At 73.4% G+C, this 14237-nt stretch carries 11 protein-coding genes and 1 tRNA gene; 6 read left to right on the top strand and 6 right to left on the bottom strand.

Annotation, left to right across the window (positions count from 1 at the left end):
- Positions 1-252: 252 nt before the first annotated feature.
- On the top strand, positions 253-3378 hold the full coding sequence (locus BN2279_RS11315) for an AfsR/SARP family transcriptional regulator (RefSeq protein WP_159037190.1): 3126 nt from the start codon (positions 253-255) through the stop codon (positions 3376-3378).
- Between the two features lie 389 nt (positions 3379-3767).
- Here the strand turns inward: BN2279_RS11315 and metX are convergent, their stop codons facing one another.
- The 4 genes from metX to BN2279_RS11295 all read right to left on the bottom strand — a co-directional run bounded on the left by metX (position 3768) and on the right by BN2279_RS11295 (position 8248).
- Positions 3768-4904: a homoserine O-acetyltransferase MetX gene (gene metX / locus BN2279_RS11310; protein ID WP_079032092.1), complete on the bottom strand. Its 1137-nt coding sequence runs from the start codon at positions 4902-4904 to the stop codon at positions 3768-3770.
- On the bottom strand, positions 4901-6220 hold the full coding sequence (locus tag BN2279_RS11305) for a bifunctional o-acetylhomoserine/o-acetylserine sulfhydrylase (RefSeq protein ID WP_059008567.1): 1320 nt from the start codon (positions 6218-6220) through the stop codon (positions 4901-4903). The genes metX and BN2279_RS11305 overlap by 4 nt, the downstream gene beginning before the upstream one ends.
- A gap of 188 nt (positions 6221-6408) precedes the next feature.
- The gene (locus tag BN2279_RS11300; RefSeq protein ID WP_059008566.1) at positions 6409-6897 is read right to left on the bottom strand and encodes a beta-class carbonic anhydrase; all 489 of its coding nucleotides are present in this window, start codon (positions 6895-6897) and stop codon (positions 6409-6411) included.
- Positions 6898-7078: 181 nt separating this feature from the next.
- The gene (locus BN2279_RS11295) at positions 7079-8248 is read right to left on the bottom strand and encodes a Tm-1-like ATP-binding domain-containing protein (protein WP_059008565.1); all 1170 of its coding nucleotides are present in this window, start codon (positions 8246-8248) and stop codon (positions 7079-7081) included.
- Between the two features lie 144 nt (positions 8249-8392).
- On the opposite strand from BN2279_RS11295, the gene BN2279_RS11290 reads away from it, so the two are divergent.
- Positions 8393-9538, top strand: a complete 1146-nt coding sequence (locus tag BN2279_RS11290; RefSeq protein ID WP_199827706.1) for an ROK family transcriptional regulator — start codon at positions 8393-8395, stop codon at positions 9536-9538.
- Positions 9539-9681: 143 nt separating this feature from the next.
- Positions 9682-10896 (top strand): cytochrome P450 family protein, encoded by a 1215-nt coding sequence (locus BN2279_RS11285; RefSeq protein WP_059008564.1) that lies wholly within the window; start codon positions 9682-9684, stop codon positions 10894-10896.
- 38 nt (positions 10897-10934) lie between these two features.
- Here the strand turns inward: BN2279_RS11285 and BN2279_RS11280 are convergent, their stop codons facing one another.
- On the bottom strand, positions 10935-11576 hold the full coding sequence (locus BN2279_RS11280; RefSeq protein ID WP_059008563.1) for a MerR family transcriptional regulator: 642 nt from the start codon (positions 11574-11576) through the stop codon (positions 10935-10937).
- 88 nt (positions 11577-11664) lie between these two features.
- On the opposite strand from BN2279_RS11280, the gene BN2279_RS11275 reads away from it, so the two are divergent.
- Positions 11665-12168, top strand: a complete 504-nt coding sequence (locus tag BN2279_RS11275) for a DUF4188 domain-containing protein (protein ID WP_059008562.1) — start codon at positions 11665-11667, stop codon at positions 12166-12168.
- A 45-nt stretch (positions 12169-12213) separates the two neighbouring features.
- On the opposite strand, the gene BN2279_RS11270 is transcribed toward BN2279_RS11275, so the two are convergent.
- Positions 12214-12298, bottom strand: a tRNA-Leu gene (locus BN2279_RS11270).
- A gap of 127 nt (positions 12299-12425) precedes the next feature.
- On the opposite strand from BN2279_RS11270, the gene BN2279_RS11265 reads away from it, so the two are divergent.
- Together BN2279_RS11265 and BN2279_RS11260 are read left to right on the top strand one after the other, a co-directional pair.
- Entirely contained in the window at positions 12426-13775 is a 1350-nt protein-coding gene (locus BN2279_RS11265) for a M20/M25/M40 family metallo-hydrolase (RefSeq protein ID WP_059008561.1), read from the top strand.
- 144 nt (positions 13776-13919) lie between these two features.
- Positions 13920-14159, top strand: coding sequence for a chaplin (locus tag BN2279_RS11260; RefSeq protein ID WP_059008560.1), 240 nt, complete (start codon positions 13920-13922; stop codon positions 14157-14159).
- Positions 14160-14237: the final 78 nt, after the last annotated feature.

The following is a 14237-nucleotide window of genomic DNA, read 5'->3' as shown; positions in this document are numbered from 1 at the left end:
CCCCTCATACCGGGAAAACGGGCGCCGTGAGGGCATGACACGACAAGCCGCGTTACTCCCGGTGTTGCGTGGAATACCCATCCAACCTCCTGGACGAAGCGCGGCGAAACCCTGCCGACGCCCGTTTGTGGCCAAGAAGAAGGTCCGCGGCGAGGCGTGTTCGAACGCGGAAGTGCGCGGTCTGGCTGACCCGCTCGCCCGCGTGTCATGCTTGCCGGACGGAAACGCATACCGGCGAGGAGAGGGCGCTGGATGGAATTCCGAATCCTGCTTCTGGGACCCGTCGAGTTACGGGCCGCCGGTCGCACCTGTCCCGCGGGCACGCCGAAACTGCAATTGACCCTCGCGGCACTCGCCTGGGACACCGGCCGGACCGTCACCACCGATACGCTCATCCGCCGCGTCTGGGACGACGCGCCACCGCCCAGCGCGCAGGCCACGCTGCACGCGAACATCTCGCGCCTCCGCGCGCTCATGGGCGAGGTCGCCGGTGCCGGAGCGGCGCCCCGGGTGGCCGGATCCCGGCGTGCCTACCGCCTGGACGCGGATCCCGACATCGTCGACGCGCGCCGCTGCCTGACCCTCACCCACCAGGCGCGGGCCCTGGCCGACAGCGGCAGTCACGGCGAATCCCTGACCCTCCTCGACACGGTCGCCGGGCTCAGACGCGGCGAACCGCTGGCCGGACTCTCCGGCGCCTGGGTCGAGCAGGTGCGCGCCGAGATCACCGAGGGGGAACTCCTGGCCGCGACGGTCCGCGCGGGCATCGCCCTGCGGCTCGCCCAGTACCAGGACGCGGTGTCCCGGCTGCGGCCCCTGGCCGAGCAGCACCCCACCAACGAATCGCTCGTCGCGCATCTCGTCCTCGCCCTGTACGGCGCGGGACGGATCACCGACGCCACCCGCCTGCTGCTCCGCACGCGACAGGCGCTGATCGCGGAGATCGGCGACGGCCTCGGAACGGAACTGCGCAAGATCCACGAGGGCCTCCTGGAACGCGCTCCCGTGCCCCGGCTCCTGCGGCACATCGGCCTGGAGCCCCGGACGGTCGGGCGACGCGCCCCGGTGCCGGACAATCTGCCGCGGGACGTGCCGTGGGTGGGGCGGGAGAAGGAGGTCCGGCAGCTCACCGCCCTTCTCGGCGAGGCCGACGCCCCCCGGCCCGCGGTGGTCGCCCTGGAGGCGATCGACGGCATGGGCGGAATCGGCAAGACGTCGCTGGCCGTTCACGTCGCGAACCGGTTGCGCGACCGGTTCCCGGACGGGCGGATCCTCGTCAGGCTGCTGGGGCACGACCCGGTCCAGCAGCCGGCCACCCCGGCCGCGGCCCTCGGCGAACTGCTGCGTCTGCTCGGTGTCCCGCCGCTGGAGATACCGCGGGATCTCGACCAGTTGATCACCGTGTGGCGCGCCGAGATGAGCGATCGGCGGGCCGTGGTCATCCTCGACGACGCGGCCGGCCCCGATCAGGTGAGGCCCCTCATCCCCGCCGTCTCGCCGTCGCTGATCCTGATCACGAGCCGCCGGCGCCTCACCGGTCTGACCGGCGTTCGGCCCGTCTCCCTGGACGCGCTGCCCGAGGAGGAGGCGATCGCGCTCTTCCGGGACCGGGTCGGTCCCGAACGGGCCACGGAGCGCGCCCGGATCGCGGACATCGTCCGCCTGTGCGGCTACCTCCCGCTGGCCATCGACCTGACGGCGAGGCGGTTCCTGTCCCGGCCCGTCTGGAGCGTCGCCGACCTCGCGCACCGGCTCGCGGTCTCCCCGAGCGGGCGGCTGAACGAGATCTACCACGACTCGCGCGGCGTGACCGACGCCTTCCAGATGTCCTATCGCGCCCTCACCGCACGGCAGCGATGGGTCTTCCGCGCGCTGGGGCTGTACATCGGATCCGACATCGGCACACACGCCGCGGCGGCGCTGGCCGGCCTCGCTCCGCACGCCACGGAGCGCGCGGTGGAGGAGCTGATCCAGGTCCACCTGGTGCTGGAACCGTCGCCCCACCGGCTGGCCATGCACGACCTCCTGCGCGAGTACGCGCGCACCCTCGTGTCGGAGGACGAGGCACGGGCCGCGCTGGACCGTTTCACGGACAGCCAACTGGGGCTCGCGGACCAGGCGGACCGGCGCGTCTACCCGCACCGCCTCCGCATCGACGCCGGCTTGCCCGCGGCGTCGCCGTTCCCGGACGGGAGCACCGCGCGGCAGTGGTTCACCACCGAGGGCGCCAACCTCCTCGCCCTGCTGGAGTACACCCGGACGCGCGGCCCGGCCCGCCGATGGGCCCTCCTGGCTCACGTCCTCGCCGGTTTCATGGACGCCGAGGGCTATCTCGCCACGGCACGCGCCCATCTCGTGGGCGCGGTCGCCCACTGGCGCGAGGCGGCCGACGAGGCGGCGGAGGCACGGGCATGGCTCGACCTGTGCGCCGTCCACGTCCACGCCGGGGAGTACGAGGAGGCCGCGGTCGCCGCCGGCAGAGTCCTCGAACTGGCCCGCGCGCTCGGGGACATCGACGCCGAGATGGGCGCGTACCACCACCTGGGCATCGCCTACTGGCACATGGGCCGCTACCTCGACGCGCTGCCGCACCAGCGCCGGGCCCTGGCCCTGGGCGAGACGCACGCGGACGCCCGGCAGCAGGCGCGAGCACTCAACCACCTCGGGGTCGTCCTGCTGCACCTCGGCGAATTCGCCGAGGCCCACCAGCGCTTCTCCGCCGCGCTGCGCCGGTTCCGCGACCTGGACGACCGCCGCGGCGTCTACACGACGCTGAACAACCTCGGTGAGCTGCAACTGAAGACCGGCAACGTCGAAGCGGCGCGCCGCGCCTACGGTGAGGCCGTCGACGTCGTGCGCGCGACGGGCACCCGGGCCCAACTCGCCGAAGTGCAGATGAACCTGGCCGACGTCCTCGTCCTCCTGGGCCACCTCGACGAGGCCCGTACGCTGATCCACTCCTCACTGCTCGCCTTCCGCGCCACGGGGGACAAGCGGAACGAGAGCGCGGCGCTCAACAGCCTCGGCAATGTGCTGCGGGCCGTGGGGCGCGGCGAGGAGGCCGTCGCCCACCAGGTGGCCGCCCTGGCCCTGGCGCGCCGGATCAACGCGGCCACCGAGAAGGTCCAGGCGCTGCGGGACCTCGGACGGTCGGAGCTGGAGACGGGCCGGCTCCGCCACGCGACCGCGCACGTGACGGAGGCCCTCACCCTCGCCCGCGATCTGCACGCGCCCGCCGAGGAGGCGGAGGCGATGAGGGTCCTCGCCGACGTGCGTCAGCGTCAGGGACTCCTCGACGAGGCGACGGCGCTCCGCTCGCGGGCGTCGTCGCTCGCCCGGCGACTGGACCCGGACCGGCCGGACGAGGCCCGTCCGTGAACCGGTGAACGCTCCCGCTCACTCCCGGTAGTTGCTGGCCTCTCGCATCTGCTTATCAACTTCTGATAGCTGCGTGACTGTTGATTTGCGATTTTAGCTAAGAGTTGATCGACTAGACTCCAGTCGAGGGCAAGGTCGCGCATCCGACGGACTGGTCGGCGTCGGCATGCCCCGTTCGCCAGTCAATGGATTCAGCAGGTGATGACGATGCGTAGGGCCGCCATCCTCTTGATCGTGACGGTCGCTCTCTTCGGGACCACCGCGATCCTCGCCCCCGCGGCCTCGGCGCGATGCATCACCTACGGGTCGGGGTCCGGCGAGGCGGCTCGGCCCACCGGTTGACGGTGAAACCTTTCTCTGACCATCGGCTCCCCATCCTCGGCCGCTTCTCAGTCGCCGGTCAACTCGCGTACCAGCGCGGCGACCTGGTCGGTCTCGATCAGGAAGCCGTCGTGGCCGTGCGGGGACTCGACCACCCGCAGGCGGTCGGCGGACGGGATGCCGTTGGCCAGTTCCGCCTGCTGGGACAGGGGATACAGGCGGTCGGAGTCGATGCCCGCGACGAGGGTGCGGGCCGTCACGCGGCGCAGGGCGGCGGCCGTGCCGCCCCGGCCCCGGGCGACGTCGTGGGCGTTCATCGCCTCCGTCAGCGTCACGTAACTGCCCGCGTCGAAGCGGCGGACGAGCTTCTCGGCGTGGTGGTCCAGATACGACTCCACCTCGAAGCGGCCGTCGCCGCGCGGTGAACGGCCGAACCGGGCCTGGAGTTCGGCCTCCGCCCGGTACGTCACCTGCGCCAGCCGCCGCGCCAGGCCCAGGCCGGTGTGCGGACCCTGGCCAGGCGGCGCGTCGTGGTAGTCGCCGCCGCGCCAGCCCGGGTCGGCGCGGATCGCCCCCACCTGGATCCGGGCCCACGCGATCTGCTCCGCGCTCGCCGCCGCCGGGCAGGCGAGCAGCAGCAGGGAACGCACCCGGTGCGGCAGGGACACCGCCCACTCCAGGGCGCGCATCCCGCCCATCGACCCGCCGATCACCAGCGCCCACGCGCCGATGCCCAGCGCGTCGGCCAACTCCGCCTCGGCGGCCACCTGATCGCGTTGCGTCAGCCGCGGGAACGCGCCACCCCACGGCCGGCCGCCGTCCGGCCGCGGCGACGCCGGGCCGGTACTGCCCTGGCAGCCGCCCAGCACATTGGGCGCCACCACGAACCAGCGGTCCGGGTCCAGCGCCCGCCCCGGGCCGACGAGCCCGTCCCACCAGCCCGGTGTCGGGTGGCCCGGACCGGCCGGGCCCGCGACATGGCTGTCGCCGGTCAGCGCGTGCAGCACCAGCACCGCGTTCGACCCGTCGGGCGCGAGCCGCCCCCAGGTCTCGAACGCCAGCTTGACGCCCGGCAGTTCACCGCCGGACTCCAGCGGAAGCGGCTTCCGGGCCGCCACCCAGCGGCGGCGGCCCGGCGGCGTGACCCCCTCCCGCCAGGCGCCTGACGCCGGCAGGAGGGGGGACGGGGGCGCGGACGCGGTCAGGACGCGCCCTTCGCCGCGCGGAACCCGGCCTCCAGGTCCGCCTTGAGATCCGCGACGTTCTCCAGACCGACCGACAGCCGCACCAGGCCCGGGGCGGTGCCGGTGGCGGCGAGCTGCTCCGGGTCGAGCTGGCTGTGCGTGGTGGAGGCCGGGTGGATGATCAGGCTGCGCACGTCCCCGATGTTGGCGAGGTGGCTGAACAACTCCACCGCGTCCACGAACCGCTTGCCCGCCTCGGTCCCGTCCCGCAGCTCGAACGACAGCACCGCGCCCGCGCCGTTCGGCAGGTAGCGCCCGGCCGCCTCGTACCAGCGGTTGGACGGCAGCTCCGGATAGTGCACGGCGCGCACCTCGTCGCGCTGCTCCAGCCACTCGGCCAGCGCCAGCGCGTTGGACGAGTGCCGCTCGATCCGCAGGCTCAGCGTCTCGACGCCCTGGAGCAGCAGGAACGCCGAGTGCGGCGACAGCGCCGGGCCGAGGTCGCGCAGGAGCTGGACGCGCAGCTTGATCCCGTAGGCGCCGGGACCCAGGGCCTCCCAGTACCGCAGGCCGTGGTAGCTGGGGTCCGGCTCGGTGAAGCCGGGGAAACGGTCGGCCCGCGCGCCGAAGTCGAACGTGCCGCCGTCCACGACGACACCGCCGATGGTGGTGCCGTGCCCCCCGAGGAACTTCGTCGCCGAGTGCACGACCACGTCGGCCCCGTGCTCGATCGGCCGCAGCAGGTAGGGCGTCGGCACCGTGTTGTCGACGATCAGCGGCACGCCCGCCTCGTGCGCGGCGTCCGCGACGGCCCGGACGTCGAGCACGTTGCCGCGCGGGTTCCCCAGCGACTCGCCGAAGAACGCCTTCGTGTTGGGCCGGACCGCGGCCCGCCAGGCGTCGATGTCGTCCGGGTCGTCCACGAAGGACACCTCGATGCCGAACCGGGGAAGCGTGTGCCGGAAGAGGTTGTGCGTCCCGCCGTACAGCGACGTGCTGGACACGACGTGGTCCCCGGCGCCCGCCAGGTTGAGGATCGCCAGCGTCTCCGCGGCCTGCCCCGAGGCGAGGGCCACCGCCCCGACGCCGCCCTCCAGCGCGGCGATCCGCTGCTCGAAGACATCGGTCGTGGGGTTGTGGATGCGGGTGTAGATGTTGCCCGGCTCGGCGAGCGAGAACAGGTTCGCGGCGTGCTCGGTGTCGCGGAAGACGAACGACGTCGTCTGGTAGACCGGCACCGCCCGCGCCCCGGTGGCCGGGTCGGGCACGGCCCCGGCGTGGATCTGCTTGGTCTCGAACGACCAGGCGGGCGTGGGGGATTCGGCGGACTGACTCATGACTGTGTTACCCCTTGGAACGGAAAGAACGGCACGGCACGGCTCGGCTCGGTGAGCGGGCGGCGTGAGGAAACGCGCGGACGGCGCGGTGAGGGGGGACGGGCGGTCGGCGGGGCGGCGGTCTCAGCGCCCCGGGACGCCCCGGGTACAGCTCGCGGCGCGTCGCCGCGCGAGCGTCGCGGCGCCGCTCACACGATCTCCTTCAGCCGGCCGGTGGCCACGTCGAGGACGAAGCCGCGCACCGAGCCGGTGTGCGGGACGAACGGGCTGGCCTTGATCCGCCGCACCGACTGCCGCACGTCCTCCTCGACGTCCGGGAAGGACTCCGCGGCCCACCCGGGCCGGATCCCGGTCTCCTCCTCGATGGACCGCTTGAACGCGTCGTCCGAGAAGGTGGTCATGCCGCAGTCGGTGTGGTGGACGAGGATGATCTCCCGCGTGCCCAGCAGCCGCTGGCTGATCGCCAGCGACCGGATCTCGTCGTCGGTGATCACACCGCCGGCGTTGCGGATCACGTGGGCCTCGCCCTCCCGCAGTCCGAGGGCGCCGTACACGTTCAGCCGGGCGTCCATGCACGCGACGACGGCGACCTGCCGGGCGGGCGGCAGCGGCAGCGGTCCGGTGAAGGAGGCCGCGTAGGCTTCGTTGTTCGCCAGGTACTCGTCGGTGACGGACACGGCGGTCCCCTTCCTCGCGGCTGGTCTCTCGTCGGCGGCCGGTGTCGGCACCGATCACGCTAGGCACTCGCCGGGGCGGCGCGGGAGGCCGGACGCCGGATGGCCACAGGACCGTAAGCCGTGGCCATCCGCCGCAACATCGTGGTCATCCACGGCAACACGCGGCCCCTGCCCCGCCGGGTCAGCGGTCGGCGGCCCCCGCCCCCGCCCGTTCCGTCCGGGGCAGGCGGCCCGCGTCCGTCAGCAGCCCGAGCAGATGATCCGCCGCCGCCCGCGCGAACTCCTCGTCGTTCAGGTGCAGATCCAGCTCCGCCACCCGCACCCGCCGCCGGTCGACGTGCCGGCGCACGGCCGCGGCGAACGACCTGCCGGCCACCGGTTCGTGGAACGGACGCCCCGGCGCGTCCAGCGCGGAGACGCCGCGCAGCGGCAGCAGCAGGGTGGCCGGGGCGTGCGAGCCGTTGAGCCGGGCCGCCAGCACGGCGCCCACGCGCATCGCCTCCTCGGCCGTCACCCGGACCAGGGTGGTCCGCGCCCCCTCGCCGCGCCGGTGCGACAGCCGCCCGGCGAACCGCTCGGGGACACCGTCCGGCCCGAACGCGACGGCGTCCGTCCCGCCGGGCGACACCACCTGCGGCACGCCCCGGGCGGCGGCGGCCTCCAGCCGGCGCGGACCCGTTCCGCTGCCGCCCGCCCCGCCGACCACCTCGTCCACCAGCCCCCGCGTGGTCAGATCGAGCACGGCGTCGGCGTACCCCTCCGCGACCAGCCGCTCCATCGCCCGCCCGCCGGCCACCGCCGCGCGGAACAGCAGCACCTCGCAACCGGCCCCCGCCAGATGCTCCCGCGCCGCCGCCACGCAGACGGCCGTCTCGTCCGCGACCGTCGCCACCACCAGCGGCCGGTGCCGTCCGGCGCCGCCGTCCGCGCCGCCCCGGAACCCGGCGACCATGCCCGAGAGAGCGTCCGCGGCCCTGGTGCAGGCCCGGACGCCCCGGCCGCGCACGGCCTTCCGCGCCGGAGCGGAGACGACGACCACCGGGACCCCGGGCGGCAGCGGCCGGGTCATCACCCGGCCGACCGCCGCCGCGGCGGCGCCCCCGACGGCCAGCACACCCCGCGCCCGGCCCGACGTCACCAGCGCCCGGACCACCCCGGCGGGCCCGCCCGCGGCGGCCGTCTCCGAGCGGCCGATGTCCGCCTCGATGTGCGGCTCGCCCGTGACACCGATGTCCACGAGCGTCACCTCATGACCGTTCGCCCGCAGCCGGGCCCGGATCAGCGCGGCGTCGTCCGCCTCGGCCTCCAGCGCGGCCAGCAACGCGACCGGCGACGCGCCCGGTTCCGGCATGACAGGTCCTAACTCCACGATTCCCAACTCCCGGCGACTCGTCGATCCTTCGACTCCTGAATTAAGCCGGGAATCAACATAACTAGGTCAACTACCCACAGCAATACGCAGATAGAGGGCGTAAGCCGACGTACCATCGTCGGTGTGAGAACGGAATCCGCGCCGGGCCACGCGCGCCACCGGCCCGCCCCGGCCCGCGCCGGGCGCAAGCCACCGGCGCGCACCGGCGAGGTGCTCGACCTCCTGCGCCGCGGCGTGGCCGTCACGACGGCCGACCTCGCCGCCACCATGGGCGTGGCCCGCTCCACGGTCACCGAACGGCTCGAACTCCTGCTCCACCACGGCCTGGTGGTGCCCGCGGGCGAGACCGGCCCCGGCCGGGGCCGGGGCCGCCCCGCCGGGATCCTCGCGTTCAACGAGCGGGCCGGCGTCACCCTCGCCGCCCAGGTCGGCACGGACGGCGAGGTCCTGGTCGCGGTGACCGACCTGGCGGGCGAGGCGCTGTGGAGCAGCCGGGCCGCCTTCGGCGTCGGCGAGGGGCCGCGGGCCCTGTCCCGCCTGCTGGACCGGGAGTTCGCCACCGCCCTGGCCGGGGCCGGCGAGTCACGGGACCGCGTCTTCGGCGTGGGCGTCGGGCTGCCCGCCGGCCTGGAGTCCGCCGCGCCGCCCGGCGCCTGGGCCCGTTTCCCGCTCGCCGGGCACCTGGCGCGGTCGTACCGGGGACCGGTCTTCGTCGACCGGGACGTTCACTTCATGGCGCTGGCCGAGCACCGGGCCGCCTGGCCGCGGGCGGCCGTCCTGCTCTGCCTGAAGGCGGGGGCGACGATCTCCTGCGGCCTCGTCGTCGACGGCAGGGTGGTGCGCGGCGCGACCGGCCTGTCCGGCGAGATCGGGCACACCAAGGTGCGCGACAGCGACGCCCCGTGCCGCTGCGGGGGCCGCGGCTGCCTCGACGCCACCGCGGCCGAGGCGGCGGCCCTCCCGGCCGGCGCGGCCCTGCGCCGCGCGGGCCGCAGGACCGGCGACGTCCTGGCCGCCGCCGTCAATCTCCTGAACCCGGACGTTGTCACCGTGCGCGGCCGTCTCGTGGACGCGGGCGACGAGTTCCTCGACGGCATGCGGGAGTCGGTCCACGGCGCCGCGCTGCCCGCGTCCGTCCGCGGTCTGGTCCTCACCTCCGCCCGGCTCGGCGCCGACGCCGGGATCAAAGGCGCCGCCCTGACCGTCGTGGAGCACGCCCTGACCCCCGAGGCCGTCGACGGACTGGTGGCCCCGCCGATCGGCGTCTGACCGCCCCCGCGCGCCCCGCGCCCCCGATGTGGCCGGATTCGCACCTGCGTACGCCGCGCCGGGGGAGATAGCCTCACGGCAGATCCGACGCGGCGGCCCGCCGCGTCCCACCCGCGATCTCGAGGTCCGTGACAGGAGGACAGGTGGCCCCCACATCCCGCGCCACGGACCCGATCATCGATCTCGCCTCGGTGGGGCCCGACCTCGCCCGCGACTCCCACGAGGTGTACGCGCGGTTGCGCGAGCGCGGCCCCGTGCACCGCGTCCGCACCCCCAGCGGCGTGGTCGTCTGGCTGGTCCTCGGCTACGACGAGGTGCGCGCGGTCCTCGCCGACCCCCGCCTGTCCAAGGACTGGCGGAACGCCTCGCCCGAGCAGCCCGTGCAGCCGGTGACCATCGGCGTGTCGATGTTCCGCTCCGACGGGCCGCGCCACACCCGTCTGCGCAGGTTCGTCAACCGCGCCTTCCCCCCCCGCCGGGTGGCGAGCCTCGAACCGCGCGTGCGGGAGACGACGGACGCCCTGCTGGACGCGATGCTCGCCGCGCCCGACCGCCGCGCCGATCTGGTCGAGGCGCTGGCGTTCCCGCTCCCGATCACCGTCATCTGCGACCTGCTGGGCGTGCCGGCCCCGGAACGCGACGCGTTCCGCCGCTGGTCGGAACCCCTCGTCTCCAGCGCGCCGCCCGCCGAGACCCGGCAGGCCGTGACCGCCATGGCCGACTACCTCGACGGCCTGGTGCGGGCCAAGCGCGACCGGCCGGGCGACGACCTGCTCAGCGATCTGGTCGCGGTCGGCGACGAGGACGGCGACCGGCTCAGCCAGGACGAACTCCTCGGCATGTGCCAGTTGTTGCTGGTCGCCGGCTTCGAGACCACCGCGAACCTCATCGCCAACGGCGTCCTCGCCCTCCTCACCCACCCCGACCAGCTCGCCCTGCTGCGCGCCGACCCCTCCCTCATGGAGAACGCGGTCGAGGAGATGCTGCGGTACGACGGGCCGGTGGAGACCTCCAGCTTCCGGTTCACCCTCGACCCGATCGAGATCGCGGGCACCCTCATCCCCGGCGGCGGCGAGATCGTGCTCCCCGTGATCAGCGACACCGGACGCGCCCCCGAACGGTTCCCCGAGCCCGGCCGTTTCGACATCACCCGCGAGGCCCACGGCCATCTGGCGTTCGGCCACGGCCCGCACTTCTGCCTCGGAGCCCCGCTCGCCCGGCTGGAGGCGCGGATCGCGCTGGGCGCGCTCCTGGAACGCTGCCCCGGCCTCGCGCTCGACACCCACCCGGCCCTCCTGAGCTGGCGGAGCGGCCTGCTGATCCGCGGCCCGCACCACCTCCCGGTCCGCTGGACCTGACCACCGGCCACCTGACGACCTGACCGCCGTGGCGGCGGTCACAGGCCGTAGCGCCGGGCGGACTCCTCCTCCTGTGCGAGGCGGTGGAGCGCCGAGAGGACCGGTTCGAAGAGCAGGGCGGCGGCGACCACGGTCTCGGCCTTCTCCGACTCGGACGGGTGGGTCTCCAGGTAGTCGAGGTCGAGCAGGGCGGTCTGCCGCATGAGTTCGGCGTACGGCGCCAGGCGCTCGGCGTCCCAGCGGTAGCCCAGCCGCAGGAGCGTGGCGACCGCGACGACCAGGGCCCGGTGGCTGGGGGAGAGCGTGCTCAGCTCGCGCGCCGTCGTCCAGCCCGCGGTCTCCAGCAGCCGGTCGATCTCCCGGCGCGCGGTGATGACGGCCTCGTCCTCCGGGTCCGGCTCGGGCACCTGGGGCAGAGCCCACAGGGCGGCGCCCAGCCGCATGGTCCGGCCCAGCGAGTCGTCGTCCACATGCCGCAGGACCTCCTGGACGGTCGCGACGGGAACGCGGCCCACCTGGATCAGCGCCCGGATCAGCCGCAGCCGGCGGATGTGACTCTCGTCGTAGTCGGCGGTGGTGGTGCCCACCCGGCGGCCCGGCGGGAGCAGCCCCGCGCGCAGGTAGTACTTGATCGAGGCCGCCGAGACCCCGCTCCGTTGGCTCAACTCCGCCAGCCGCACGCTCTTCCCACCCTCCTCGAAGAGTGCCACTATCTCACCCAGCAGTTGGATAACAGCATTATCCGAGTGAGATGATCCGGAGGACCGTATGGCCGCCAAGCCGATACCGGGACACACCACGGCCGCCCTCGAAGGGGACGCCGTGGTGCTCCTGATCGGGATGCGCATCAACCACTTCTGGGCCGTGCGCCAGTGGCTGCCGGTGTTCCTGGCCATGCCGCGCATGCTGCGCGAACTGGACGCGGACCCCGGCAGCGGCCTCCTGGGCCGCGTGCTGCTGACCGCCTCGCCCCGCACCTACTACCTGGTCCAGTACTGGGAGTCCAAGGAGAAGCTCTACGCGTACGCCTCCGCGCCCGGCACGTTCCACCACACGATGTGGGCGCGCCTCAACCGCGCACAGCGCGCCGGCGGGACCCGCGGCCACGTCGGCCTGTGGCACGAGACCTACATCGCCCCCCGGGGCTCGTACGAGTCGATCTACTTCGACATGCCGCCCTCCGGCCTCGCCGCGGCCACCGGCGTCCTCCCCGTGGAACGCCGAGGCCGCACCGCCGCCGCCCGCTTCGCCCACGGAACGGCGGCCACGTAACCCCCGAACGCGGAAAAACCCCAGCCAGGCTGGGGTTTTCCCCGGTGTCCGAGGGGGGACTTGAACCCCCACGCCCTTAAACGGGCACTAGCACCTCAAGCTAGCGCGTCTGCCATTCCGCCACCCGGACAGGATGTGACGCCGTGACGGTCGAGGTGTCGCGGCGACGCGGGAAACCATAGCAAAGTCCTGGCCTACGCGATCTCCGCCGGGCGGGGGAGGATGGGGGGCGGACCCCATCGCAGGAGGAGTGCAGCGTGAGCCAGTCGAGCCCGAGCCCGGAGCGTGCCCGGGGCAGCCAGAGCGCGACGTCCGCCGAGGACGAGGTCGTCGGGCTGTGCCAGGACCTCATCCGCATCGACACCAGCAACTACGGCGACCATTCCGGCCCCGGCGAGCGGGCCGCCGCCGAGTACGTCGCGGAGCGGCTCGCCGAGGTGGGCCTGGAACCGCGGATCTTCGAGTCGCACCCGGGGCGCGCCTCCACCGTGGCGCGCATCGAGGGCGAGGACCCGTCGCGGCCCGCGCTGCTCATCCACGGGCACACCGACGTCGTCCCGGCCGACGCCGCCGACTGGACCCACCACCCCTTCTCCGGCGAGATCGCCGACGGCTGCGTCTGGGGCCGCGGCGCCGTCGACATGAAGGACATGGACGCCATGACCCTGGCCGTCGTCCGCGACCGGCTCCGCTCGGGGCGCAAGCCGCCGCGGGACGTCGTCGTCGCCTTCCTCGCCGACGAGGAGGCGGGCGGCGTCCACGGCGCGCGCCATCTGGTGGACCGTCACCCCGAGCTGTTCGAGGGCGTGACGGAGGCGATCAGCGAGGTCGGCGGCTTCTCGTTCACCGTCAACGAGAATCTGCGCCTGTACCTGATCGAGACCGCGCAGAAGGGCATGCACTGGATGCGGCTCACCGTGGAGGGCACCGCGGGCCACGGGTCCATGACGAACAACGACAACGCCATCACCGAGCTGTGCGAGGCCGTCGCCCGCCTCGGCCGCCACCGGTTCCCGGTCCGGGTGACCAAGACCGTCAAGGCGTTCCTCGACGAGCTGTCCGACGCTCTGGGCACCGAACTCGACCCGGAGAACATGGAGGAGACGCTCGCCAAGCTCGGCGGCATCGCCAAGATCATCGGCGCGACCCTCCAGAACACCGCAGCCCCCACCCAGCTCGGCGCGGGGTACAAGGTCAACGTCATCCCCGGCACCGCGACCGCGCACGTGGACGGGCGGTTCCTGCCCGGCTTCGAGGAGGAGTTCCTCGCCGACCTCGACCGCGTCCTCGGCCCGCGCGTGCGGCGCGAGGACGTGCACACGGACAAGGCGCTGGAGACGACGTTCGACGGGGCCCTCGTCGAGGCGATGCAGTCCGCGCTGGTGGCCGAGGACCCGATCGCGCGCGCCGTGCCGTACATGCTGTCCGGGGGCACCGACGCCAAGTCCTTCGACGACCTGGGCATCCGCTGCTTCGGCTTCGCGCCGCTCAAGCTGCCGCCGGAGCTGGACTTCGCGGGAATGTTCCACGGCGTGGACGAGCGGGTGCCCGTTGACGGGCTCAAGTTCGGCGCGCGGGTGCTCGATCGCTTTCTCGATCAGTGCTGAACACAAGCGCTCAAATAATCGATCGGGCGTACGAGATTCCTCAGAGTGGGTGAAAGATCGCGACGGTTCGTGCCCTGCTTTCGGCCACCTCGTTGCAACCAGTGCAGTCCCCGGCTGGGGCCGCATTGTCAACGAGGAGGAACAATGATCAAGAAGGTCGTCGCCACCGCGGCCGTTACCGGCAGCCTCATGATGGCGGGCGCGGGCCTCGCCGTGGCCGACTCCGGCGCTGACGCGAAGGCCGCCGCCGTGGGTTCCCCGGGTGTGATCTCCGGCAACAACGTCCAGGTCCCGATCGGTATCCCGATCAACCTGTGCGGCAACACGATCAACATCATCGCCCTGCTGAACCCCGCCTTCGGCAACACCTGCGTCAACGCCTGAGCCTGGCCCCACTCCACGAGGGCTTGAACCGCGGTCCCGGGGTGCGAACTCCGCACTCCGGGGCCGTTTCCGGTTCCA

The sequence above is a fragment of the Streptomyces specialis genome, from assembly GCF_001493375.1.
GTDB lineage: Bacteria > Actinomycetota > Actinomycetes > Streptomycetales > Streptomycetaceae > Streptomyces > Streptomyces specialis.
This window is presented reverse-complemented; position numbering and strand designations above follow the sequence as displayed.

Excerpts from the sequence above, each read along its gene's own strand:
- BN2279_RS11315 (WP_159037190.1), top strand. The coding sequence starts at position 253 with ATGGAATTCCGAATCCTGCTTCTGGGACCCGTCGAGTTACGGGCCGCC.
- BN2279_RS11305 (WP_059008567.1), bottom strand. The coding sequence starts at position 6,220 with ATGAGTCAGTCCGCCGAATCCCCCACGCCCGCCTGGTCGTTCGAGACC.
- BN2279_RS11295 (WP_059008565.1), bottom strand. The coding sequence starts at position 8,248 with ATGCCGGAACCGGGCGCGTCGCCGGTCGCGTTGCTGGCCGCGCTGGAG.
- BN2279_RS11275 (WP_059008562.1), top strand. The coding sequence starts at position 11,665 with ATGGCCGCCAAGCCGATACCGGGACACACCACGGCCGCCCTCGAAGGG.
- BN2279_RS11260 (WP_059008560.1), top strand. The coding sequence starts at position 13,920 with ATGATCAAGAAGGTCGTCGCCACCGCGGCCGTTACCGGCAGCCTCATG.